Source organism: Tateyamaria sp. (genome assembly GCF_059783535.1).
This window is the reverse complement of record NZ_JBYNDP010000006.1, coordinates 43,711-67,142: the sequence shown is the minus strand read 5'-3', so window position 1 is coordinate 67,142 and position 23,432 is coordinate 43,711. Positions and strand designations below refer to the sequence as shown.

The window sequence follows — 23,432 nt, the reverse complement described above, 5'->3', positions numbered from 1 at the left end:
TGACGTGGACCGATCAATTCGAAGCACAGCGGCCGATGCTTACGGCCCTGTGCTACCGCATGCTGGGCGAACGGGCCGCCGCCGAAGACGCAGTACAGGATACATGGCTTAAATGGGCCGCTGCGGATCATGCCGCCATCCGAACACCGGCCGCATGGCTGCGCACCGCCGCAACACGGGTGGCCATCGACAGCCTGCGTCGGGCCAAAACGCGTCGGGAATCCTATGTTGGCCCATGGCTGCCCGAACCGTTGATTGTGGATGAAACGACCGCCGAAGACAGCTTTGCCCAAGCGCAGGATTGCGAACTGGCCCTGCTCTGGATGATGGACACGCTGCCCACCAACGAACGCGCCGCCTTTGTCCTGCGCGAGGCGTTTGATGCTTCCTATGCCGACATTGCCCAGACACTGGGCAAATCAGAAGCCGCCTGCCGCCAACTGGTCAGCCGCGCCCACCGCCGCGTGGCACAATCTACCCCGGACCTGACGCAACCAGCGGGCAAACGCGCCGCCCAGATCAGCGGCTTTCTCGCCGCCATCGTCAGCAACGATCTCGACGCTGCCAAGGCCTATCTGTCCAAGGATGCTGTTGCCATCTCGGATGGCGGGGCCAAGGCCCGCGCCGCCCGCCGCCCGCTCATCGGCCCGGATGATATCGTTCTGGTCTCACATACAGTCACGCTGAAACACGCCGGTACCCTCGTACCCACCCCGGTCACTGCGAACGGCCACCCAGCACTGCTGATGACCGAAAACGGTCTGGCCCAAACACTCTTCACGGTGGCCCTGAACAGCCAAGGTCAAATCTGCTGGATGTATACGATGCGCAACCCCGACAAGCTGCCCTCCGTGGCCGTACACCGGGTCGGCGGGCGGGCGCCTTTGCGTCAGCAAACAGAGCCGCCCGACGGCAAAGCCCTACAAACAGTTAAGCCCGCCGCGCAAACGTAAATGCCCAGCCAAAGTGAGCGGATCGTTAGCGCGGTTCGGCGCAGCAAAACGCGCAGTATACAAATTTGAAAGGGCAGTACGATGCGTTAACCGCACTGCTCGGTGACCTCAAAACGGAATGTCATCCGTCCCTGACACAAAGCGCGAGACCACCTTCTTCGTTCCCGCCTTTTCAAAGTCGACTTCCAGCTTATCACCCTCAATCCCGATGATTGCACCGTATCCGAACTTCTGGTGAAACACCCGCTCACCAACCGTGAAGGCCGACACCGCATTCAGGTCGATCACTGTGTTCCGGCTCTCCTTGGGCTGGCTCATGGGTCGCTCGCCGGCGCGCGCCTGCAACCGTTTCCAGCCGGGCGAGTTGTAAACATTCGCTTCAGCCGCCGCTTGGTGCAACCGCGACTCACCCCCCATATTCGGGGCCGCAGCACCAAACCCGCCCCCGTATAGGCCCGGGGGCGTCAGCACATCCACATGTTCCTCGGGCAGCTCATCAACAAAGCGCGACGGCATGGATGATTGCCATTGTCCAAACACCCGCCTGTTCGAAGCAAAGGAAATCGTACACACCTCCTCCGCCCGCGTGATGCCCACGTAGGCCAAGCGCCGTTCCTCTTCGAGCCCCTTGATCCCGCTTTCATCCATCGACCGCTGCGATGGAAACAGCCCATCTTCCCAGCCTGGCAGGAACACCTGCGGGAACTCCAGACCCTTGGCAGCGTGCAGGGTCATGATCGAAACCTTGGCCTCGGCATCCTCGCTGGCATTGTCCATGACCAGCGAAACGTGCTCGAGAAACCCTTGCAAATTTTCAAAGGATTCAAGAGCTTTCACAAGCTCCTTCAAGTTCTCCAACCGCCCCGGCGCCTCGGGGGTTTTGTCGTTCTGCCAATGCGCGGTATAGCCCGACTCGTCCAAGATGATCTCTGCCAACTCGATATGGCTCACCGGCGGTGGACCGTATTCGACACGCAACGGCGCCACACCCTCATCAATCACAGAGTCATCTTGCGCCACTTCAATGCGCGGTCCACGCAGCTTGGAGTTCCAGCGCGCAATTCCATCGACAAGCGCGCCTAACTCCTTGCCACCCTTTCCTTTAATCAAACCCTGATCAACCGCCAGCCGCGCGCCTTCAACCAATGACACCCCGTTGGCCCGCGCCGTGATCTGGATGGTCTGCTGCGCCTTGTCCCCCAAGCCCCGCTTGGGTGTGTTCACGATCCGCTCAAACGCCAGTTCATCGTCGGGCGATACGACAACGCGGAAATAGGCCATCGCATCCCGGATCTCCATCCGCTCGTAAAAGCGTGGCCCGCCAATGACCCGATACGGTAATCCGATGGTCAGGAACCGATCTTCAAAAGCGCGCATCTGATGCGAAGCACGTACCAGAATAGCCATGTCTTCCAGTGACATAGACCGCACACCTCGTGTGCCGCTCTGCGCCGCCTCGATCTCTTCCCCGATCCAGCGCGCTTCTTCCTCGCCGTCCCAATGGCCGATCAGGCGCACCTTCTCGCCCTCGTTCTTGTCGGTCCACAGCGTCTTACCCAGACGATCTTCGTTGCCGTCAATGACACCCGAGGCCGCCGCCAGAATATGCGGGGTCGACCGATAGTTCTGTTCCAGCCGCACCACATGCGCGCCCGGAAAATCCTTTTCAAACCTTAGGATGTTGCCCACCTCGGCCCCGCGCCAGCCATAGATCGACTGGTCGTCATCGCCCACACAACAGATGTTCTTGTGCCCCTGTGCCAGCAACCTAAGCCACAGATATTGCGCAACGTTGGTATCCTGGTATTCGTCCACGAGGATGAATGCAAACCACCGCTGATACTGTTGCAGCACATCCGGATGCGCTTGAAAAATAGTGACCATGTGCAACAGCAGGTCCCCAAAGTCGCAGGCATTCAGTTCGATCAGACGGCGCTGGTATTGCGCATAAAGATCAACGCCCTTGTGATTGTAGGCCCCGGCATCCGCTGCAGGAACCTTGTCGGGTGTCAACGCCCGGTTCTTCCACCCATCAATGATGCTGGCCAGCTGCCGCGCGGGCCAGCGCTTGTCATCGATGTTGGCCGCCTGAACAAGTTGTTTCAAAAGGCGGATCTGGTCGTCCGTATCCAGAATGGTGAAATTGCTCTTGAGGCCCACAAGCTCGGCATGGCGGCGCAGCAGCTTCACGCAGATGGCGTGAAAGGTACCCATCCAAGGCATACCTTCGATCGGCTGCCCCAGCATCTGCCCCACGCGGTTCTTCATCTCGCGTGCGGCTTTGTTGGTAAAGGTGACGGCCAGAATCTCGTTCGGACGCGCCCTGCCCGTGTTCAGCAAGTGCACGATCCGCGCGGTCAGCGCTCGGGTCTTGCCCGTACCCGCGCCCGCAAGCATCAGCACCGGCCCATCCAGTTGCTCGACCGCCTCGCGTTGAGCGGGATTCAGATCATCCAGGTACGGTTGCGGGCGCGCTGCCATGGCACGTGCGGACAGGGATGCACCTTCAAAGGCGTCAAATTCATCAAAGCTGCTCATGCCGCAATGTATCGCGCCAGCGTTCAAAGGAAAAGACTGATGTTCACGCGATGTTCCGCACCCTTTTGCCCTTTTCGAAACCGCAGTTTGGAGAGTCCAACAGGCAGAGCGTTCGCAAATTCAACGGCTTGCAGCCCTGCGCCCCCATCTCCATAGTCCCGCGCATGGATCTGAACAGCCGCTATCCCGCCCTCAGCGATCTGCGCGACCGCGCACGCCAGCGAATCCCGAAATTCGTTTGGGAGTATCTGGACAGCGGAACTGGCGATGAGGCAACGCGCCGCCGCAATCGCACAGCGCTTGATCGCGTGGGGTTGTTGCCCTCCATTCTGCACGGCGAATTCGAAGCTAACCTGTCCACGAACCTGTTGGGAAAGCAGCGCGCGTTGCCCTTTGGCATCGCTCCGGTTGGCATGTCCGGACTGATGTGGCCCGACGCCGAACGCCACTTGGCGCAAGGCGCAGCGCGCCTGGGAATCCCCTACGCCCTGTCCACAGTGGCGGCCGCCTCGCCCGAGGATGTCGCCCCGGTTTTGGGCGAGGATGCCTGGTTCCAGATGTACCCACCCCGCGATGAGGGCATCCGCAAGGACATGCTGGACCGCGCCCGCACCGCCGGATTCAAGACACTGGTGCTGACCGTCGATGTACCCGTCGCGTCCCGGCGCGAACGGCAAACACGTTCCGGCATCACCAACCCACCCCGTCTGACCCCACGCCTCATGGCGCAGGTGGCCCTACGACCTGCATGGGCCTTGGCGATGGCGCGCAAAGGCATGCCACACATGCGGATGCTGGACGCCTACGCGACAGCGGCAACCAAGAACCTGCCCGTCACGGCCCATGTCGGATACCTTCTGCGTACATCACCGGATTGGGATTATGTATCCTGGCTGCGCGATGCTTGGGACGGACCCTTCGTCGTCAAAGGTGTGATGCGGGGCACGGATGCAGAAAAGCTCGAAGGTCTGGGCGTCGATGCCATCTGGGTGTCGAACCACGCGGGCCGTCAGTTTGATGCGGCCCCCGCAACAATCGAAGTTCTACCCGCCGTCCGGCGCGCCACGCGGTTACCCATCATCTTCGACAGCGGAGTCGAGGGTGGACTGGACATCCTGAGGGCTATGGCATCCGGGGCGAACTTCGTCATGCTGGGTCGCGCTTGGCACTACGCACTCGCGGCACTGGGACCGGATGGCATCGATCATCTCAGCCATATCCTGTCCGAAGACTTGAAGGCCAATATGGGTCAACTTGGAGCGCGGACGCTGCAGGACCTCCCAAAACCATTTGAACACGCCTAGCGCCGACACTCGCTCGGCATCAGGTAAGTATTGACTGACCACCCAGACACCACAGCCGGTCATCCACCGGGCACCTTTTCTCCTGCAGAGCCATCTACCCACAACCACGTATTGTTTGCGTCACGTAAACATCATAGAGAATGCCGCGACTGCAAAATACGGCCCCGGGGGGAGCGACCATGCCCGATTTCCAAAAGATTCTCATCGCCAACCGCGGTGAGATCGCCATCCGCATCATGCGCGCCGCGAACGAAATGGGGAAAAAGACGGTCGCCGTCTTTGCCGAGGAAGACAAGCTTGGCCTGCACCGCTTCAAGGCGGATGAAGCCTACCGCATCGGTGAAGGGCTTGGCCCCGTCGCCGCCTATCTAAGCATTGACGAAATGATCCGCGTGGCTCGCGAAAGTGGTGCGGATGCCATTCACCCGGGCTACGGGCTTCTGTCCGAAAACCCCGACTTTGTAGATGCCTGCGAGAAAAACGGCATCACCTTCATCGGTCCCAAGTCCGAAACCATGCGCGCCCTAGGCGACAAGGCCAGCGCCCGCAAGGTGGCCATTGCCGCTGGCGTGCCTGTCATCCCAGCCACCGAAGTGTTGGGCGACGACATGGACGCGATCCGCAAGGAAGCGAAAGAGATCGGCTACCCCCTGATGCTCAAAGCCTCTTGGGGCGGCGGCGGGCGTGGCATGCGCCCGATCATGGGTGAGGATGAGGTCGAGGAAAAGGTGCTCGAAGGCCGCCGCGAGGCCGAAGCGGCCTTTGGCAACGGCGAGGGCTATCTGGAAAAGATGATCACCCGCGCCCGCCACGTCGAAGTGCAAATCCTGGGCGACAAGCATGGCGGCATGTATCACCTGTTTGAACGCGACTGCTCGGTCCAGCGCCGCAACCAGAAGGTCGTGGAGCGCGCGCCTGCCCCCTACCTGACCGACAAACAACGCGCCGAGATCTGCGATCTGGGCTACAAGATCTGTAAGCACGTGAACTATGAATGCGCGGGCACGGTCGAGTTCCTGATGGATATGGAAACCGACAAATTCTACTTCATCGAAGTGAACCCCCGCGTGCAGGTCGAACACACCGTGACCGAGGAAGTGACGGGCATCGACATCGTCCGGGCGCAAATCCTGATCGCCGAGGGCAAGCCGATAGATGAAGCCACTGGCATGGCCTCGCAGAAAGACATCAAGCTGATGGGTCACGCGCTCCAGACCCGCGTGACGACGGAGGACCCGCAGAACAACTTTATCCCCGATTATGGACGCATCACCGCCTACCGTTCGGCCACCGGCCTTGGCATCCGCCTCGACGGTGGCACGGCCTATGCGGGCGGCGTCATCACCCGCTACTATGACAGCCTGCTGACCAAGGTGACGTCCAAGGGTCCAACGCCTGAGATTGCCATCGCCCGCATGGACCGCGCCCTGCGCGAGTTCCGTATTCGCGGCGTGTCAACAAACATTGCCTTTGTCGAAAACCTGCTGAAGCACCCGACCTTCCTGTCGAACGAATACACAACCAAGTTCATCGACGAGACGCCCGAGCTGTTCCAGTTCCCTAAACGGCGCGACCGCGGCACCAAGGTGCTGAACTACATCGCGGACATCACCGTGAACGGGCACCCGGAGGTCAAGGACCGCCCCCGACCCCGTGCCGATATCAAAGATCCGAAACCGCCATCACTGCAGGCTGATCCGTCGCACCAGATGGGCACCCGCAATCTGTTGGAACAAAAGGGCCCACAAGCGGTTGCCGACTGGATGAAATCCCAGCAGCAATTGCTGATCACCGACACCACCATGCGCGATGGGCACCAGTCTCTGCTAGCCACGCGGATGCGCAGCTATGACATGATCAAGGTGGCGCCTGCCTATGCGGCCAACCTGCCGCAGCTGTTCTCCATGGAATGCTGGGGCGGTGCGACTTTCGACGTGGCCTATCGCTTCTTGCAGGAATGCCCGTGGCAGCGCCTGCGCGATCTGCGCGAGCGTATGCCCAACCTAATGACGCAAATGCTGCTGCGCGGCGCCAACGGGGTGGGCTACACCAACTACCCTGACAACGTGGTGCAGGAATTTGTGCGCGTCGCCGCAGACACCGGCATAGACGTCTTCCGCGTTTTTGACAGCCTGAACTGGGTCGAAAACATGCGCGTCGCCATGGATGCGGTCCAAGAGCAGAACAAAATCTGCGAAGGCACGATCTGCTACACCGGCGACATCATGGACCCGGACCGTGCCAAGTATGACCTGAAATACTACGTCGACATGGGCAACCAGTTGAAAGATGCCGGCGCCCACGTGCTCGGTCTCAAGGACATGGCAGGCCTTCTGAAGCCCGCGGCAGCCAAGCAGTTGATCCGCGCCCTGAGGCAAGAGGTGGGTCTGCCCATCCACTTCCACACTCACGACACCGCGGGTGTGGCCGTTGCGACAATCCTCGCGGCGGCCGAAGCTGGGGTAGACGCGGTCGATTGCGCGATGGACGCGCTGTCAGGCAACACCTCGCAGGCCACGCTCGGGACTGTTGTCGAAGCTCTGCAAAACAGTGACAGAGACACCGGCCTCAACATCGACGCCGTGCGCGACATCTCGGACTATTGGGAAGCGGTGCGCGCCCACTACGCGGCCTTTGAAAGCGGCATGCAGGCCCCCTCCTCCGAGGTGTACCTTCACGAAATGCCCGGCGGGCAGTTCACCAACCTCAAGGCACAAGCGCGCTCGCTTGGTCTTGAAGAACGCTGGCACGAAGTTGCCCGGACCTATGCAGATGTTAACCAGATGTTTGGCGACATTGTGAAGGTCACACCGTCGTCCAAAGTGGTGGGCGACATGGCCTTGATGATGGTCTCGCAGGGACTAACCCGTGACGAGGTCGAGGACCCTGACAAAGAGGTCGCCTTCCCCGACAGCGTCGTGGACATGATGCGCGGCAACCTGGGCCAGCCTCCGGGCGGCTTCCCGCATGGCATCCAGCAAAAGGTACTCAAAGGCGAAGAACCCAACACAGCCCGCCCAGGCGCAGATGTGCCCCCGGTCGATCTGGAAGAGACACGCACCGACCTTTCCGGCCAACTGGAAGGCAAGGCCATCGATGACGAGGATCTGTCAGGCTACTTGATGTATCCCAAGGTGTTCCTCGACTACATGGGACGTCACCGTACATACGGCCCCGTTCGAACCCTCCCAACCAAGACGTTCTTCTACGGCATGAATCCCGGCGATGAGATCACGGCGGAAATCGACCCTGGTAAAACCCTCGAAATTCGCCTGCAAGCGGTGGGTGAAACCAACGAGGACGGCGAAGTGCGCGTGTTCTTCGAACTCAACGGCCAACCGCGCACCATCCGCGTGCCAAATCGCCTGGTGAAGTCGCAAACAGTCTCTCGACCCAAGGCCGAAGACGGCAACGCCGGTCATGTCGGCGCGCCCATGCCGGGTGTCGTGGCCAGCGTCGGTGTCACAGCCGGACAGGAGGTTTGTGAAGGCGACCTTCTTCTGACCATCGAAGCCATGAAAATGGAAACCGGTATTCACGCCGAACGCGACGCGGTTGTCAAAGCCGTGCACGTCTCGGCCGGCGGTCAAATCGACGCCAAGGACCTGCTGGTCGAGTTGGAGTGACCCCGCCGCTGGGCGCATGGGGGCTGACGGGCACACCCGTCCCCCTGCCCGGCGGACACCGCAACACCGTGCTGCGCGTAGGCCAACACGTGCTCAAGTCGACGCGGCGGTCTGAGGCAGCTATCGCGTGGCTATTGCCTGTCGCACGGCATGCAGAAGCTTGTGGACTGCACGTACCGAAACCTCTTCAGTCCAGCCTTGGTACCTTCGTGGTTGATGGCTGGACCTGCGAACCGTTCTTCGAAGGTAGCCCCACATCTCCAAATTCTGTGGCCGACAAGATCACACGCCTTCACAGATTTGCCGCTGACCTACCTCAACGCGACGGGTTTGTATCCGCCCGCGATCTTCTGATCGAGCAGTCAGGGGGAGATATCGATCTGACCAGAGTGCCACCGGATCTCGTTGTCCAACTCAGGGCGGCATGGTCGGCAATCGGCCTTGAAACCACACTTGTGCACGGCGACCTGAACCCGGACAACATACTAACTGACACGGATGGCAATGTGACGTTGATTGACTGGGACGAAGCGCGCCGCGATCACCCTATCTTTGACACCGCCACCTGGTCCGATGCACAGACACCGATCATCAAACAAGCCGCACTCGCCTGGGAGATTGCGTGCTCCTGGGAGATCGAGCCCGCGCATGCGCGATCGCTTGTGCCGTCGTTCATGCCAGGATTGAAGCTTGGTGAGCACTAACTCACAATTGTGACCTCCCGGGATCGGACGTAGATGACGTCTCACAACCGCACACCTCCAACAGCCAGACCCGAAATAGATATGCACATCCAATCCTTCTCCATCCTCGTCCCGGACTACGAAGCAGGCCTCGACTTTTTCTGCGGAACACTGGGCTTCGAATTGGTCGCCGACATCGATCAGGGCCACAAACGCTGGGTCGAAGTGCGCGCCCCCGGTGCGCAGACGTCAATCATCATCGCGCGGGCGGACGGCGCAAACCAGATCGCTAGCATCGGCGCCCAAGGTGGCGGACGGGTCTGGTTGTTCCTGCACTCGGATGACTTTGCACAAGACCATGCACGGCTGACGTCACGCGGGATCGCTTTCGAAGAAGAACCACGGCACGAGGTCTACGGAACCGTGGCCGTCTTCCGAGATCCCTTTGGCAACCGCTGGGACCTGATCCAGCGCACTTAACGCTGTGTTTCGATCTGCGTGTCCACAATGGCCGAGGCCGTGAAAAGAACGCCACCGATCACCTCAGTCCCGGCATTTACATGATGCCTCAGTTGCGGCTCTGCGTCGCCTGAGGCAGCACAGCCCAGGACAATCGCAAAGGCCAGTATCAGTGATTTGGCTGCGGACAAGCTGAGGGGCATCGGGGATCCTTTCTGTTGAGCCAGTTCTAAACAGGTGACGGAATGACGGTGACCGCGCCTTGCCCCGCAACGCCGAAGTCCAGAAACAGGATAAAGCTGGCCGGAGGCGGCGTGGTGAACGTCACGGTTGCGCGCGCTGGAACATCCTCCGCGAAATTGACGGCAACCGGTGCTTCAAACTGTACGGTTGCGCCAGGAACGTACATTGCCTGCAGGACCAACGGACCACCCAACCCCGTGAGGATAAGCCGTATGTTCACTTGAAGCCCCACCATGACGGCGCGCTCGACCTGGGCCATCATGGTGGGACCATGCGGCCCGTCATGAGCTTGGGCTGCCGGAGAAAAAGCACAGGCAGAAAGCAGGGCAAGGACCGCAATTATGACGCGTGAGTGGCGGATCATGTGACTTCTACGCAGGGGTATCGGCCTTCCGTCGCCTGTTTCCAAATTTTTTGCAATCTTGTCCATTTTCCCCTTGCAGCGCGAGGCGGGTAAAAGTATTCCACGCCTCACCCAAGGAAGCGGGCGTAGCTCAGGGGTAGAGCATAACCTTGCCAAGGTTAGGGTCGGGCGTTCGAATCGCCTCGCCCGCTCCAACATCCTCCCTCGCGGGAGTGACAAGAAGGCCGCCGCTTGGCGGTCTTTTTTGTTTGTCATCTGCAAATGTTGCCGCCAAACCACGTGTTTCCACAACGCGGACATACGGGATTCAAAGTTGTGGACGCCGCACCTGCAGCGCATTAGCGTCAGCTGCAAGCAGGCTGGTCCTGCGTAATGAAAAGGCTCACACAAGAGCCGTCAAGACGAGCAGGTCTCACATGAAATATCTTATCAGCGCCGTACTTGGCGTCACCCTTCCAATTGCCAGCGCTGCACAGGCGGTCGAGGTCACCGGCGGTTCGGTACAACTGGAGTACTCGGCTTTTGAGGACGACACAGATCTCAACCGGGTCAATCTCGAAGGCTCGATGGAAATCGGTTTTACACAATCGTTCAGCACCCAAATTGACCTGGGCCACAACAGTTTCGGCGAAACAGACATCGATGGCACCAACATTGGTCTGCACGCGATCTACCACTTGAACGACTCTACGTCGCTTGGCGCATTCTATACACGCGAAGATGTTGAAGACGCCGATGCCGATATCTTCGGCATTGAAGCAGGTTTCGAAACGGGCGCCTTCGAGGTTGAAGGCTTCCTCGGCCAGCTTGATGCAGAAAACGAGGACGAAACAATTTTCGGGTTCGAGGGCCGGTACGAATTGAATTCGGGATTCGGATTGTCCCTCGGATACGAAGATGTAGGCAGCAGCTCAACTGTAAACGTGGCGACCACAACGCTGCGGATCGACCGGGATGTCACCAGTAACCTCAACCTGTTTGCTGAAATTGGGTCGACCAGCATTGACACTAACATCGGCGATGCTGATGAAACATTCGTCGGCATCGGCGGCCGTTACGTATTTGGCGCCGAGCGCGGCGCGACGTTCAATCAGCGTGGGTTGTTGCGCATCATTCCGGGTCTCTGATCTGCCCAAGCATCGCCGCAGGTCTGTCTCTTGTACAGCGCCGCGGCGCACGTATCCTCAGAACACCTTGAACGTCATCGTGGTTAGCGACCGTTCGATCCCATCGATATCTAGCAGCTCATCATTGATGTATTTTCCGACATCCTGACCTTCTGGAATGTAGACCTTCATCAACAAGTCGTAATCGCCCGAGGTCGAATAAAGCTCGGAATGGATTTCACGCAGCGCAATCTCTTCGGCGACCTTGTAGGTGGAACCGGGGCGACAGCGGATTTGGATGAAAACACAAGTGGTCATGGGCAAGGCCTTGGGCAACTGAGGTGCATACCCCGTAGTGGCACGTCTGCACAGGTGCCTGCAAGCGTGATGGGCGCCTCTTGGCGGCGCTGCCCTCCCCGCCTATAGAGACATCCGAACGCATAGGCAGGAGGCGCGCGATGCGCAGCACCACCCTTACCCGTACCACGGCCGAAACCGATATCTCGGTGTCGCTGAACCTGGATGGCACCGGTCAATATGACAATGACACGGGCGTCGGCTTCTTCGACCACATGCTGGATCAGCTTGCGCGCCACGCGCTGATCGACATGACCGTGCGCTGCAAAGGGGACCTGCATATCGACGACCACCACACGGTCGAGGACGTGGGCATCGCCATTGGGCAGGCGCTCAGCCAAGCCGTTGGAAACAAGAAGGGAATCCAGCGCTACGGATCCTGCCTGTTGCCCATGGATGACGCGCTTGTCCGGGCGGCACTGGACCTGTCGGGGCGGCCCTTCCTTGTGTGGAACGTGGATCTGCCGACGCCCAAGATCGGGACCTTTGACACTGAGCTCGTGCGTGAATTCTTCCAAGCGCTTAGCACCCATGGCGGCATAACGTTGCACGTTGACATGCTGCACGGGATCAACAGCCACCACATTGCCGAAGCGGCCTTCAAGGCGGTTGCGCGCGCGCTGCGCGTGGCGCTCGAGGTCGATGCGCGCATGGCAGATGCCATTCCCTCGACCAAGGGCAGCCTATGAGCCTGACGGTCCTGATCGACTACGAAAGCGGCAACCTACACTCGGCCGAAAAGGCGTTCGAACGCATGGCGCGCGAGGCGGATGCCGGCACGGTTGTGGTGACTTCTGACGCAGATGTGGTGGCCAAGGCCGACCGGATCGTGCTGCCGGGCGACGGGGCCTTTCCCGCCTGTGCAGCGGCTTTGCGCGGCTCCGGCATGTATGACGCACTTGTCGAAGCCGTTGAAAAAAAAGCGAAACCTTTTCTCGGGATCTGCGTGGGCATGCAGTTGATGGCAGCATGGGGTCGTGAGTATAGCGACACGCCGGGATTGGGGTGGATCGATGGTGAAGTTGTACCAATCAAACCCTCAGATACGGCTTTGAAGGTGCCTCATATGGGGTGGAACGATCTGGTTCTGGAGGCACAACACCCCGTATTTGAAGGGGTTTCGACGGGCGATCACACCTATTTCGTGCACTCCTATCACTTCGAGGTGGCGGACCCGGCCATGCGGTTCGCCCATGTGGATTACGGCGGAGATGTCACTGCTGTTGTTGGGCGGGACACGATGCTGGGGATGCAATTCCATCCCGAGAAGAGCCAGGATATCGGCCTGCGCATGATCCGCAATTTCCTGACTTGGGCGCCCTGAGAAGCGGGGCGGAGGACACCTCCGCCTCACGCGCGTAAGGCGCATTTCAATGCGCCGCCTGCCGTCGAAAGGCAGTGTGCCATTTGTCTGGTTAAAATCACCAAAACGCACCGTACGGCACACAAGGCATTGAAATCACGTGCGAACCACAGTTTCGCTAGGAAAGAGTTGATGCCCCGAACAGGCTGTCCCCGCGGGGACACATGCGCAAATCGTAAGGCGGAGGTGTCCTCCGCCTACCCCCGCGCTGCCTTTTCGGCGATGCCAGATGTGCCCTGGCGCCGCGCAAGTTCCGCCATCACATCACCCAGCGCCACGTCCCGCGCCGCCAGCATCACCAACAGATGATAAAGCACATCGGCTGCCTCAGATGTCAGAGCGGCTTTATCATCTTTCACCGCTTCGATGATCGCTTCTACGGCTTCTTCACCAAATTTCTCGGCGCATTTTTCCGGCCCCTTGGATAATAGCTTGGCGGTCCAGGAACTGTCGGGGTCCGCGCCTTTGCGGGCCTCAATGGTCGCAAAAAGATCGTCGAGGGTCATGTCAGCCTCATCGGGATACCGGCGGCCGCCATGTGGGCCTTGGCCTCTGCAATGGTGTAGTCACCGAAGTGGAAGATGGAGGCCGCCAGCACGGCGGATGCGCCCCCTTCAGTGACGCCATCCACAAGGTGGTCAAGCGTGCCGACGCCACCGCTGGCGATCACTGGGATCGGCACGGCGTCCGAGATGGCGCGCGTCAGGGGCAGGTTGAACCCTGCGCGTGTCCCGTCGCGGTCCATGGAGGTGAGCAGAATCTCCCCTGCCCCTTTTTCGGCCGCGGTACGGGCAAATTCGACCGCGTCGATGCCCGTCGGCTTGCGTCCGCCATGGGTGAAGATTTCCCACCGGCCCGGCTCGACCGTCTTGGCATCGATGGCGCAGACAATGCACTGGCTGCCAAACTGGTCGGCGGCGCGCGCGAGCACATCGGGGTCGGCCACGGCGGCGGAATTGAACGATACCTTGTCGGCCCCAGCCAGCAGCAGTGCCCGCACATCCGCCACCGTCCGGACACCACCGCCCACTGTCAGCGGGATAAAGCACTGTTCCGCCGTGCGCTGCACCAGGTCGAACATCGTGCCCCGGTTTTCATGGGTCGCATGGATGTCGAGAAAACAGAGCTCATCCGCGCCCGCAGCGTCGTATGCACGCGCGGCTTCGACCGGATCGCCGGCGTCGATCAGGTCGACAAAGTTCACGCCCTTGACCACGCGGCCATCGGCGACATCGAGGCAAGGAATGATGCGCGTTTTCAACATGCGCGTCTGGTAGCGTGGATTTGACAGCGGGGAAAGGGGCTCTGCCCCCGGCCTGCGGCCTCCCCCGGAGTTTATCTGGCAAGATGAAGGAGTATTTCCGCCCATCCGCGCCCCTCACGGAAAGGTGCATGGCCTTCGCTCGCGCATATGACACCTTCGGGCTATTGCAAACGAGGAGACGCGTGATGCGGATTTTGATGGCTCTGGTGATGAGCGTTTTTTTGGCAGGTACGGCAATGGCTGGTGACAACGGGATTATTCGCAAGGAATCGGCGAATGGCGTGGTCGAGACAATGGATGCGCTTCAGGCCGCACTTGAAGGGGCTGGGCTGACCATCTTTGCGCGCGTTGATCATGGGGCTGGTGCACAAGGCGTGGGCGAAGATATTGGCAACTCGCAGCTGCTGATCTTTGGCAACCCCAAACTGGGCACGCAGGCGATGCTGGATGATCGGGCATCTGCCTTGTTCCTGCCGATGAAAATCGCGGTGTTCGAGGACGAGACAGGCAAGACCATGATCGCCTATGAGGATCCAGCGGCGATGCTGGGCAAATTGGGTGGGGTGGCTGAGGATGCCGCCTATGTCCAGACCATGACCGGTGCGTTGGGCAAGTTCACCGATGGTGCTGCGCAATAAGTGCTAGCCCTTGAGGGCCGCGAGCGCTGAGGCCAGGTCAATGGCCCCATCGTAGAGCGCGCGGCCCGAGATGGCGCCTGAAATCGCGCCTGTCGCCTTGAGCGCCGTTAGATCATCCAGTGACGACACGCCGCCGCTCGCGATGACGGGAATGTCCACCGCTTCGGCCAAGGCTTGCGTGGCAGGGATGTTTGGCCCACCCATGGCCCCGTCGCGGTTGATGTCGGTGTAGATGATCGCGGCCACGCCCGCGTCCTCGAAGGATTTGGCCAAATCGGTGGCGTCCACGTCTGTCTCCGTCGCCCAGCCTTTGGTCGCGACCTTGCCGTTCCGCGCATCGATGCCCACGGCGACGTGACCGGGAAAGGTCTTGGCCGCATCGCGCACCAGATCGGGGTTTTCGACCGCCACGGTACCAAGAATGACCCGTTGTATGCCCTTCGACAGCCACATGTCGATTGTCGCCATATCCCGAATGCCGCCACCAAGTTGTGCGGGCACGTTGCAGGATTTCAGGATCGCCTCAACCGGAGCTGCGTTAACCGGTTCGCCTGCAAAGGCGCCGTTCAGGTCCACCAGGTGCAACCATTCACACCCCGCTTCGACAAAAGCGCGCGCCTGTGCCGCCGGGTCGTCATTGAACACGGTGGCCTTGTCCATGTCCCCGTGTACGAGGCGCACGGCCTGGCCGTCCTTGAGGTCGATGGCGGGGTAAAGGATCATGTTGTCGGGCCTTTCACTGTCTGCTCGCGTCCTTGCACCTATCCGTGAGATTTGCAACGCGACCCAAGGTCATTCTTGCCATATCGCTTCCAGATGGCTCACAGTCCCGGCCATTACGGAGGAGACACTCATGAAACATCTTATCGCAGCCGCATGTGTGGCCGTTGCAGGCGCTGGAGCCGCAATGGCTGATCCTGTGCTGGGCACATGGAAAACAGAAGTAGATGATGGCGCCTATGCGCATATCGCGATGAGTAAGTGCGGCGCAAAGATCTGCGGCACGATTGCCAAAGCGTTTGACGCCAGCGGCCCGATTGCGTCCGAGAATGTTGGCAAGCAGCTTGTCTGGGATATGGAGCCCCAGGGGAGCGGTAGCTATGCCTCGGGCAAGATCTGGCAGCCGTCGACCGGCAAGGTTTTCAAGTCAAAGATGGCCCTGAGCGGCAACAGCCTGAAAGTGTCGGGCTGTGTTGGCCCGTTCTGCAAAAAGCAGACGTGGTCGCGCGTAAACTAATCCCATAGGCACCTTTTGGCCCATGCCCCCGCGCCCTTTGGGCGCGGGGTTTTTCATGTCCGATCCCCCGGTTTCGTCCCCCTCCAGACGCGCGAAACCCGGACCGACCAGGATGCCCATCAGGGTTCATCGCGTTTTGTGGTACAATGCCGTGTACCATGACACATCTGTTGGCCAAATTTGTCGTGCCTGCCGCAGCCCTGTGGCTGGCTACTCTTCCTGTCCCTGCAGCATCGGGACCGGAGGGCGTGTGGCTGACCCCACCCGACCGCAAAGGCCAGACTGCACATGTGGATGCAAAGAAATGCGGCACCGCCTATTGCGGGACGATCGTGTCGGTATTTGCCCCGTCGGGCGAGCCCATCAGTGCGGCCACCATCGGTCAGCGCGTGTTCTGGGACATGATTGGCTCCAGCAATGTCTATGAGGGCCGCGCCTTCGTCCCAGCGCACAATCGCAATTACAATGCGAAGATGCAGGTCAACGGCAACCGGATGAAAGTGTCGGGGTGTTTGGGTCTGATATGTCAGAGCCAAATCTGGCTGCGTGTGCGCTGAACGGCACTTTTCTAGGTACGTTGCTTGCGCACGACGTCATGTAGTGCGCCCGCCTTTTACCAATGTGGTGTCCGCGCGACGGACATTGATGGAAGCGGGAAAGGGGCTAGAGCCGGGATGAGATGATGCCGGTATTGAATCCACCCATCCGCAGTTCGCCAAACAGGCGCTGATATTCGATCTTGGGGCATCGGTTCTGGATGACGGTCAATCCGGCCGCACGCGCCTTCGCCGCGGCGTCGGCATGTTCCACGCCGATCTGCATCCAGATCGTTTTCAGGGTTGGAATGCGGGCCATTGCGGCGTCCACGATCTCGGGCACGGCCTCGGATCGGCGGAAGATGTCCACCATATCGACGGGTTCATCGATCGACTCGAAATCAGGCACGATCTGGCGTCCAAACAGCGTCTCGCCTGCGTAGACCGGGTTCACGGGGATCACGGTGAACCCTTTGAGCGCGAGGTACCGCGCCACATAGTAGCTGGGTCGCACCGGGTTGGTGGACACGCCCACAACGGCCACAACCTTGGTTGCCGTTAGGACCTGTTTCAGATGCGCATCGGTATAGGTTTCGGACATAATTCCCCCCTGCCCGGTCACGTTCCCAAAAAAACGCCCCGATCGCAAAGCGAAAGGGGCGCGCAGGTGCGGAACGAGGGACAGTGAAATAACCTACAGGAGTTCCAAACCTGTGGTTCACTTTTTAAGATATGATCGCTCACGTCTTGCAAAAGACCCTCTCGCAAATCTGTGAACGAAAACTTAAAGATCGGATTTGGCCGGCCCGCGGTCGCCAAGCCCTCAGTCAAATATATCTTCAATGATATCAAACGCATCCTCGAACATGTCCGCCCAACGCGACTTGCGCTTCTTGTACTTTTTCTTGGCGGGTTTTGGCTTGCTTTTGTGACGAATGGCCGAAGGCCGCACGGTTTCACGGTCGCCTGACCGCTTCTTGGGCAGCATTTTGAGGTCTTGCAAAGGCGCGCCGCAACTGGAACAGGCCAGTTCGTGGCGCTCGCGCCCTGTCAGAACAAGGGCAGCGCGGGTGCCGCAATAGCAGCACGTGGCGATCTTCGTGGGGTGGGCGATGGCCGCCTCCTATCCGTGGTCCTTGGAGGCATATAGGGCAATTGCGGCGGCATTTGAGACATTGAGTGACCCAAACCCGCCTGCCGCGTCGATTTTCACCAGCGCATCACAGGTTTCGCGGGTTTTCTGGCGCAGGCCGGGTCCCTCGGCCCCCAAGACCAGCGCGACGGCGCGACCCTTTTGGCCGCTCAGGGTGGTTTCAATCGTGGCCTCAGCCTCGCCGTCCAGTCCCAGAACCATGTAGCCCATGCCCTGCAACTCCACGATGGCATCCGCCAGATTGCGTACTCGAACATAGGGTTGGCGTTCGAGCGCGCCCGAAGCCGTTTTGGCCAGCGCACCGGTTTCGGGTGCTGCGTGATGTCGTGTGCCGATCACGGCTGATGCGCCCAGCACTTCGGCTGAACGGAGAATCGCCCCGACATTGTGCGGATCTGTCACCCGGTCGAGCAGGATCAGACGTGGTGCTTCTGCCCCGATGGCCACATCGGCAAGGCTGCCCCAGTCCAACGGCTTGACCTCAAGTGCGGCCCCCTGATGGACCGAGCCGGGATCAATGGGCGGCCTGAACTTGCGCGGGTCGATCACGTCGGGCGTGATGCCGGCGGTCAGAATGGCGTCTTCCAGCTTGTTCTTGGCATTCAGCGTGACCATCAGGCGCAGTTTTTCACGTTTGGGGTTCAGCAGCGCGTCACGTACTGCGTGCAAACCGAACAGCCAGACTGTCGCTGCCGCGTCCGCCTTTTTCGCCTGTTCCTTTTCGACGACCCATTTGGGTTTTTTCATCTTTGCACCTTTGGCCCTTTGGGTCTGATTTTGTGCCTTGACCCTTGATATACGTCCCGGTAATCACGCGCTCACGCCACCGGGGTTCAGGCCCTAATGGCGTAGTGGGCGACAGGCCGCAAGGTGTGGCAGGGGACTGTAACTCCCTCGCGGAGACGCACGCCTGGTTCGATTCCAGGGTCGCCCACCATCCCGCACTTTTTTGCGGAAATTTCCCCTAGTACCTTGAAAGGGTAGGAAATTTTAACGGTTCGATAACCGTTTTCCCGGCAGTACCGCAGGGGCTCTGCAAAGGTGAGCCGCAGCACTGTTTGACGCAGTGCCAGAGACCCGTTTTTATAAATATTCCAAGGGCTTGCCAGGAAGCTAAGGGCTGGTTCGATAAACTCGCTCTCGTGTCCGCACGGAGCCCCAGAATTCACAAGCTTATCTTCAAAAGACAGCTTTTCACGCTCCAGCTTCTCGATACGCGCCTCATAGGCTTTGATCACAGAGGAGCTGGAAGCATCGACAATGCGATCCGAGGTTGTTTCGGATTTGCCCGATGTCTTGGTAGACACACACCGGAGACAGCCCGAAGCCACGACCAATTGAGTAGAACTCGGCAATCTCAGGAAAGCGCCCAAGCTGGGCAGCTTCATCAATCACCAGATTGAGCGTTGACGCCTCAGGACGGGTTTGCTTGATCGTGCGCAGCGTTGAGAAGATCTGGCGAATGACAGCAGCATTTTGTTGGGTCATCTCCGGCGGCATCACGAAGAAGACGAAGACAGGATCGCCGCTATTCTCGCAAAGCACATCCAGCGTGAAGTCAGCCTCATTGGTACGCACCAGCGCCGCTTGCAGGCGCGGATCATTCATGAAGGCTAGAGCGTTGCTGATCCCGCCCATGACAGAGTCAAAGGTGCGGCGGCTTTCTGCGGCCATATCCAGCATCTCATCGAAGGTGATTTTCAGATCACCTTCACCAAGAGCGCTCATCACCTCAGCCGTCTCTTCCCAGCTTTCCGGGTACGAGCGCACCATGCCGATCAGCTCATTGAGAGATGTGGGAGAGACCCCGCCATCTATATGCACCAGACCGCGCATCAGAGCATCGAGCCAGTTCTGGCCTTTCTGATCGAAGAAGGCAGAGTCTCCACCACCGCTTTCGGGCAGGAAGGTACGTGCCGCACGGCGGCAGTCGGCCACAAGGCGCGGACTATCAGGCGTCAGATGGCTCAGAAGCGAGAGCCGATTACCCGTCACCCCGTGGGTAAAGTACGGGTTGATCTCATAGACCCGCGCTTTGATCGAGGCGAAGTAAGGCTCCATCACCGCGCGCAGCTCACGCTTGGGATCGAAGATCGCATAGCGGGCTGGCTCGCCGCCCCGTCCAGGCGCATCCATTAGATGGGCGAGGATAGAGGTGAACTTGCCGGAGCCAGCTCCGCCGATCAGCAGCGTGCCAGCGTTTTTGGCATGGTAGAGCTTGCGTCCACCATAAAAGCCGAACGGCACGCCGCCTTGAGCCTTGAAGGCTTTTTTGATTTCAAATGGGCTGGCAAATCGCGCCGAGCCATAGGGATATTGTTCGTCAAAAGTCATGACGTTTCCTTTCTGTTTTCAGTTTTTACTTTGAGGTGGGATGACGGCTTTTAGAGAGCCGCCATCCCTTTGATCACCGATAGACTCCAGCTTTGCCGATCAGTTTCTTGGTGGTCTTCAGCTTTGCCCCAATGAAGATGAGGCAAGCGCCGATTGCACCGCAAATGAGCATTGCCTTTCCATCTCCGTTTTGGACTGCGCCGTAAGCCATCAGGCCGAAGATCGCCCCAATTCCGAGAAGCCAGCCTTGCAGTTTCTTGCGACCGGGGATTGGGATTTCATCTTGAATGTTAGCCATATTGTTTCCTTCGTGTTTCATTTCAGTTTTGATGTCTGGCCACGTCATTGCAGCCAGCCAGATTGGTTTTTCAGATCAGTCGATAGGCGATGTAGACACCTGCCACGGTCAGCCCTGCGATAATCCCGGCTCGCGCTGCGAAGAACGTAAGGGGCCAGCAGAGCAGCATGTAACAGATCATGATGAAATCGACCGTCTCGGGGCTGTAGCTCCGCCTTGAGAGCTCCCAGACGTAAGGGCCTGTGAACTCATAAAATGGAGGGCTTACAACGATGGAGACCATCGCAGCGGCGCATGTCGCAAAACCGCCTTTCAGGTCTTCACCCGGACCTCGACCTCCAGGGCCTTGGAAGTGATTTGGATAGTGCATGTCTTACCTTTCTCGTTTCTGTTGTGCTGCGCGAAAGCACAGCGGTATCGGGCACTGAGAACGGTGTTCTCAGCGTTGGTTTGGTTTAGTTTTTGGGCTGATGGGCCCGGCTAGTGGTCGGGAGAGAGTTGGCCTCCGCTCCTGTCCAAAAACATAGGCACGACCAAGGTCGAATTAACGAACGGGCTACAAAGTACTGATATTAATAATGAAATTTCCTCATGAAGGCTTGATGCAAAAACATTTCTTAGCAAATTGCGCCGCCACAATTTACGTAGCGCAATACATCAGCTTCGCTTGGGGAGGTTTTTGAGCTTATTAAGCTGCCAGAGCGCAACTCCTCTAAACCAATCCGACTTAGGGCGTCCCGATCTTGCTATCACCGGTTCCAGCTCATCGAAAAAACCACGGTCAAAGCGGAGGCCAACAACTTCCGTCAACGGTCCGGTAGGAACCGCATGTCCTTTCAGCGTCGTTTCCCGCGAGGCCATAAAAGCATGGACAGCTTCGGTTACCCCCCAGACACCCGCGGCACGAGCGCTTTGACCAGGTCCTTCATGTCAAGCTGACCCACAACCTCGCCACCATCCGTAACTTTGTAGACGTGATTGGTATCCCCACCCGTCAGCGCGATCATGTCCTCAAGGTTGCGGGAGGCCTCGACCTCTCCGTCGAAGCTGTTGCCTTGGATGGGTTTCATCACCGACCGGACACGCAGCACGCGGGCGCGGTTAATGTCGCTTACGAAGTCTTCGATGTAAAGATCTGAAGGCGCAAGCAAAATGCCCTGCGGCTCGCCCTGTTGAACCACTGCGCCATCCTTTAGGATTACGAGGTGGTCCGCCAGTTTCAGCGCCTCGTCCAGATCGTGCGTGATGAAGACGATGGTCTTGTGCAGCTCCTTTTGCAGCTCCAAGAGCAGGTTCTGCATATCGGTGCGGATCAGCGGGTCGAGGGCCGAGAACGCCTCGTCCATAAGCATGATGTCGGTGTTGGCGGTCAGCGCACGGGCGATGCCGACCCGTTGCTGCATGCCGCCTGAGAGTTGCGCAGGATACCGGTCTTCGAAACCCTCAAGCCCCACGCGCGCCAGCCATTTGCGTCCCTCTGCATCACAAGTCGCCTTGTCCGCACCCTGCACGCTCAACGGCAGTTGGGCGTTTTCCAGCACCGTCTTGTGGGGCAACAGCGCGAATTTCTGGAACACCATGGACATCTGCTTTTGGCGCAGGTCACGCAGGGCCGCCTGCCCCAGCTTCATCACGTCCTGCCCATCCACAAGGATTTCACCGGCAGAGGGGTCAATCAGGCGGTTGAGATGCCGGATCAAAGTGGACTTGCCGGACCCAGACAGGCCCATGATCACCGTGATCTCACCCGGCTGCATATCGACATTGATGTCCTGCAGACCCAGCACGTGCTTGTGTTTTTCCAACAGGGTTGTCTTGTCCATACCCGCCTGGACATGGGGCACCATGGCCGCGTCGTTGGGGCCAAAGATCTTGTAGAGCCCGCGCAGGGACACTTTTGCGGTCATCTCAGTGTTCCTTGCGTCCGGTGTCGACACGGGCGAGCGCGGCCTTGGACACGCGATCAAGGATCACGGCCAGCAGCACGATGCCCAGGCCCGCAACGATGCCAACACCCAGTTCGAGGTTTCGGATGCCACGCAGGACCAACACGCCAAGGCCGGGGGCCGAGACAAGCGAGGCGATCACCACCATCGCGAGGCTCATCATGATCGTCTGGTTCACGCCCGCCATGATGTTTGGCAGCGCCAATGGCAGCTCAACCCGGCTGAGTTTTTGCCACGCTGTCAGGCCAAAGGCATTGGCCGCCTCAATCACGTCCTTGTCCACCAGCCGGATGCCGAGATCGGTCAGACGAATGACCGGCACGATGGCATAAAGGATGATGGCAATGCCGTACAGCTTTGATTCTGTGACAGAAAACAGGAAGATCAGCGGGATCAGGTAGACGAAGGTGGGCAGCGTTTGCAGCAGGTCGAGGATGGGGACGATGGTGCGTTGTGCCGTATCCGATTTTGACATGCCGATGCCTATAGGCACGCCAAAAAGGACCGAAAGCCCGGTACAGACAAACACGATGGCAAGGGTCTGCATCGCCACCTCGTAATGGTCAATAAACCCGAAAAAGAGGAGGACAAGGCCGACGAAGGCTGTCACGGATTTCGAGCGGCTGACCAGCCATGTGATCAGCAACAATGCGGGAATCATCAGCCACCACGGCGCGCTTTGGAACACCCAGAGCGTGCCATCGAGCATCCAGCTGAGTGGTTGGGTGATGGGATCGAGGACGAATTTCAATTCGGACCGGATCGACAGGAAGCCCTGTTCAATTCCGGCGGTCAGGTCGCGGGTCTGTCCGATGCGCCCGCAGGCTTCGTGCAGCACGTCGAGGGACGGAAACGGCAGACCGCCCTCTTCTGCCACTGCGTCGTTACCGCCGCTTTGAGCCAGAAGCTGCGCCATGGACATGGGCGCATCTTCCTTGCCCACGTCGCACCACTCCCGCAGGCCAAGGCCGTCGAAGATGCCATCATAGGCTGCCATGTCGTTCCCCAGTTTCTTGATTTTGCGCCCCAA

26 protein-coding genes and 2 tRNA genes are annotated in these 23,432 nt (G+C 59.3%); 13 read left to right on the top strand and 15 right to left on the bottom strand.

All coding sequences use genetic code 11. The features are described 5' to 3' along the window. Nucleotides 1-953, top strand: a 953-nt coding sequence (gene sigJ, locus AC6RA8_RS02620) for an RNA polymerase sigma factor SigJ (RefSeq protein WP_500350570.1), incomplete at its 5' end; no start/stop codon positions are given. Nucleotides 954-1,061: 108 nt separating this feature from the next. Here sigJ and AC6RA8_RS02615 read toward each other — a convergent pair. Further along, nucleotides 1,062-3,491 carry an ATP-dependent helicase gene (locus tag AC6RA8_RS02615; RefSeq protein WP_500350569.1) on the bottom strand — a complete coding sequence of 810 codons (2,430 nt, stop codon included), beginning with the start codon at nt 3,489-3,491 and terminating at the stop codon, nt 1,062-1,064. Between the two features lie 164 nt (nt 3,492-3,655). Here AC6RA8_RS02615 and AC6RA8_RS02610 point away from each other — a divergent pair, with 164 nt between their 5' ends. From AC6RA8_RS02610 to AC6RA8_RS02595, 4 genes are all read left to right on the top strand, one after another. Beyond that, a complete protein-coding gene (locus AC6RA8_RS02610) occupies nt 3,656-4,795 on the top strand; it encodes an alpha-hydroxy acid oxidase (protein WP_500350568.1) in 1,140 nt (379 codons plus the stop codon). A gap of 179 nt (nt 4,796-4,974) precedes the next feature. Beyond that, the gene (locus AC6RA8_RS02605; RefSeq protein WP_500350567.1) at nt 4,975-8,421 is read left to right on the top strand and encodes a pyruvate carboxylase; all 3,447 of its coding nucleotides are present in this window, start codon (nt 4,975-4,977) and stop codon (nt 8,419-8,421) included. Beyond that, nucleotides 8,418-9,125, top strand: coding sequence for a phosphotransferase (locus tag AC6RA8_RS02600; RefSeq protein ID WP_500350566.1), 708 nt, complete (start codon nt 8,418-8,420; stop codon nt 9,123-9,125). Before AC6RA8_RS02605 ends, AC6RA8_RS02600 begins: the two co-directional genes overlap by 4 nt. 33 nt (nt 9,126-9,158) lie before the next feature. After that, on the top strand, nt 9,159-9,584 hold the full coding sequence (locus tag AC6RA8_RS02595; protein WP_500350565.1) for a VOC family protein: 426 nt from the start codon (nt 9,159-9,161) through the stop codon (nt 9,582-9,584). On the opposite strand, the gene AC6RA8_RS02590 is transcribed toward AC6RA8_RS02595, so the two are convergent. Further along, nucleotides 9,581-9,766 (bottom strand): hypothetical protein, encoded by a 186-nt coding sequence (locus tag AC6RA8_RS02590; protein WP_500350564.1) that lies wholly within the window; start codon nt 9,764-9,766, stop codon nt 9,581-9,583. The two genes, AC6RA8_RS02595 and AC6RA8_RS02590, sit on opposite strands and share 4 nt — an antisense overlap. Before the next feature lie 26 nt (nt 9,767-9,792). Then, entirely contained in the window at nt 9,793-10,170 is a 378-nt protein-coding gene (locus tag AC6RA8_RS02585) for a hypothetical protein (RefSeq protein WP_500350563.1), read from the bottom strand. 119 nt (nt 10,171-10,289) lie between these two features. On the opposite strand from AC6RA8_RS02585, the gene AC6RA8_RS02580 reads away from it, so the two are divergent. Next, nucleotides 10,290-10,364 (top strand) — tRNA-Gly (locus AC6RA8_RS02580). Between the two features lie 54 nt (nt 10,365-10,418). Then, complete coding sequence (locus AC6RA8_RS02575) at nt 10,419-11,297, top strand: hypothetical protein (RefSeq protein WP_500350562.1); 879 nt, start codon at nt 10,419-10,421, stop codon at nt 11,295-11,297. A 57-nt stretch (nt 11,298-11,354) separates the two neighbouring features. Here the strand turns inward: AC6RA8_RS02575 and AC6RA8_RS02570 are convergent, their stop codons facing one another. Further along, complete coding sequence (locus tag AC6RA8_RS02570; protein WP_299200866.1) at nt 11,355-11,594, bottom strand: Lrp/AsnC family transcriptional regulator; 240 nt, start codon at nt 11,592-11,594, stop codon at nt 11,355-11,357. A 140-nt stretch (nt 11,595-11,734) separates the two neighbouring features. On the opposite strand from AC6RA8_RS02570, the gene hisB reads away from it, so the two are divergent. Both hisB and hisH read left to right on the top strand, forming a co-directional pair. Further along, a complete protein-coding gene (gene hisB, locus AC6RA8_RS02565) occupies nt 11,735-12,322 on the top strand; it encodes an imidazoleglycerol-phosphate dehydratase HisB (RefSeq protein ID WP_500350561.1) in 588 nt (195 codons plus the stop codon). Then, complete coding sequence (gene hisH / locus AC6RA8_RS02560) at nt 12,319-12,957, top strand: imidazole glycerol phosphate synthase subunit HisH (protein ID WP_500350560.1); 639 nt, start codon at nt 12,319-12,321, stop codon at nt 12,955-12,957. Before hisB ends, hisH begins: the two co-directional genes overlap by 4 nt. 236 nt (nt 12,958-13,193) lie before the next feature. Here the strand turns inward: hisH and AC6RA8_RS02555 are convergent, their stop codons facing one another. Together AC6RA8_RS02555 and hisF are read right to left on the bottom strand one after the other, a co-directional pair. After that, entirely contained in the window at nt 13,194-13,502 is a 309-nt protein-coding gene (locus AC6RA8_RS02555; RefSeq protein ID WP_500350559.1) for a phosphoribosyl-ATP diphosphatase, read from the bottom strand. After that, the gene (gene hisF, locus AC6RA8_RS02550) at nt 13,499-14,260 is read right to left on the bottom strand and encodes an imidazole glycerol phosphate synthase subunit HisF (RefSeq protein WP_500350558.1); all 762 of its coding nucleotides are present in this window, start codon (nt 14,258-14,260) and stop codon (nt 13,499-13,501) included. The genes AC6RA8_RS02555 and hisF overlap by 4 nt, the downstream gene beginning before the upstream one ends. A gap of 185 nt (nt 14,261-14,445) precedes the next feature. Between hisF and AC6RA8_RS02545 the strand changes: the two genes are divergently transcribed. After that, nucleotides 14,446-14,898 (top strand): DUF302 domain-containing protein, encoded by a 453-nt coding sequence (locus AC6RA8_RS02545; RefSeq protein WP_500350557.1) that lies wholly within the window; start codon nt 14,446-14,448, stop codon nt 14,896-14,898. Nucleotides 14,899-14,901: 3 nt separating this feature from the next. Here AC6RA8_RS02545 and hisA read toward each other — a convergent pair whose 3' ends face one another. Continuing rightward, complete coding sequence (gene hisA / locus AC6RA8_RS02540; protein ID WP_500350556.1) at nt 14,902-15,621, bottom strand: 1-(5-phosphoribosyl)-5-[(5-phosphoribosylamino)methylideneamino]imidazole-4-carboxamide isomerase; 720 nt, start codon at nt 15,619-15,621, stop codon at nt 14,902-14,904. 130 nt (nt 15,622-15,751) lie between these two features. Here hisA and AC6RA8_RS02535 point away from each other — a divergent pair, with 130 nt between their 5' ends. Both AC6RA8_RS02535 and AC6RA8_RS02530 read left to right on the top strand, forming a co-directional pair. After that, entirely contained in the window at nt 15,752-16,135 is a 384-nt protein-coding gene (locus tag AC6RA8_RS02535) for a DUF2147 domain-containing protein (RefSeq protein ID WP_500350555.1), read from the top strand. Between the two features lie 158 nt (nt 16,136-16,293). After that, on the top strand, nt 16,294-16,692 hold the full coding sequence (locus tag AC6RA8_RS02530; RefSeq protein ID WP_500350554.1) for a DUF2147 domain-containing protein: 399 nt from the start codon (nt 16,294-16,296) through the stop codon (nt 16,690-16,692). Nucleotides 16,693-16,798: 106 nt separating this feature from the next. On the opposite strand, the gene AC6RA8_RS02525 is transcribed toward AC6RA8_RS02530, so the two are convergent. The 3 genes from AC6RA8_RS02525 to rlmB all read right to left on the bottom strand — a co-directional run bounded on the left by AC6RA8_RS02525 (nt 16,799) and on the right by rlmB (nt 18,571). After that, a complete protein-coding gene (locus AC6RA8_RS02525; RefSeq protein ID WP_500350553.1) occupies nt 16,799-17,272 on the bottom strand; it encodes a CoA-binding protein in 474 nt (157 codons plus the stop codon). 222 nt (nt 17,273-17,494) lie between these two features. Beyond that, entirely contained in the window at nt 17,495-17,785 is a 291-nt protein-coding gene (locus AC6RA8_RS02520; RefSeq protein ID WP_500350584.1) for a hypothetical protein, read from the bottom strand. A 9-nt stretch (nt 17,786-17,794) separates the two neighbouring features. After that, nucleotides 17,795-18,571 carry a 23S rRNA (guanosine(2251)-2'-O)-methyltransferase RlmB gene (rlmB, locus tag AC6RA8_RS02515; protein ID WP_500350552.1) on the bottom strand — a complete coding sequence of 259 codons (777 nt, stop codon included), beginning with the start codon at nt 18,569-18,571 and terminating at the stop codon, nt 17,795-17,797. Between the two features lie 106 nt (nt 18,572-18,677). On the opposite strand from rlmB, the gene AC6RA8_RS02510 reads away from it, so the two are divergent. Then, a tRNA-Tyr gene (locus tag AC6RA8_RS02510) sits at nt 18,678-18,761 on the top strand. A gap of 284 nt (nt 18,762-19,045) precedes the next feature. Here the strand turns inward: AC6RA8_RS02510 and AC6RA8_RS02505 are convergent. The 5 genes from AC6RA8_RS02505 to AC6RA8_RS02485 form a co-directional block, all read right to left on the bottom strand. Then, nucleotides 19,046-20,158, bottom strand: coding sequence for a type IV secretory system conjugative DNA transfer family protein (locus AC6RA8_RS02505; protein WP_500350551.1), 1,113 nt, complete (start codon nt 20,156-20,158; stop codon nt 19,046-19,048). A 73-nt stretch (nt 20,159-20,231) separates the two neighbouring features. Beyond that, the gene (locus AC6RA8_RS02500; protein WP_500350550.1) at nt 20,232-20,504 is read right to left on the bottom strand and encodes a hypothetical protein; all 273 of its coding nucleotides are present in this window, start codon (nt 20,502-20,504) and stop codon (nt 20,232-20,234) included. Nucleotides 20,505-20,526: 22 nt separating this feature from the next. Next, nucleotides 20,527-20,739 carry a hypothetical protein gene (locus AC6RA8_RS02495; RefSeq protein ID WP_500350549.1) on the bottom strand — a complete coding sequence of 71 codons (213 nt, stop codon included), beginning with the start codon at nt 20,737-20,739 and terminating at the stop codon, nt 20,527-20,529. 598 nt (nt 20,740-21,337) lie between these two features. Further along, nucleotides 21,338-22,363, bottom strand: coding sequence for a quaternary amine ABC transporter ATP-binding protein (locus AC6RA8_RS02490; protein ID WP_500350548.1), 1,026 nt, complete (start codon nt 22,361-22,363; stop codon nt 21,338-21,340). Between the two features lies 1 nt (nt 22,364). Beyond that, the gene (locus tag AC6RA8_RS02485) at nt 22,365-23,399 is read right to left on the bottom strand and encodes an ABC transporter permease (RefSeq protein WP_500350547.1); all 1,035 of its coding nucleotides are present in this window, start codon (nt 23,397-23,399) and stop codon (nt 22,365-22,367) included. Between the last annotated feature and the right edge of the window lie 33 nt (nt 23,400-23,432).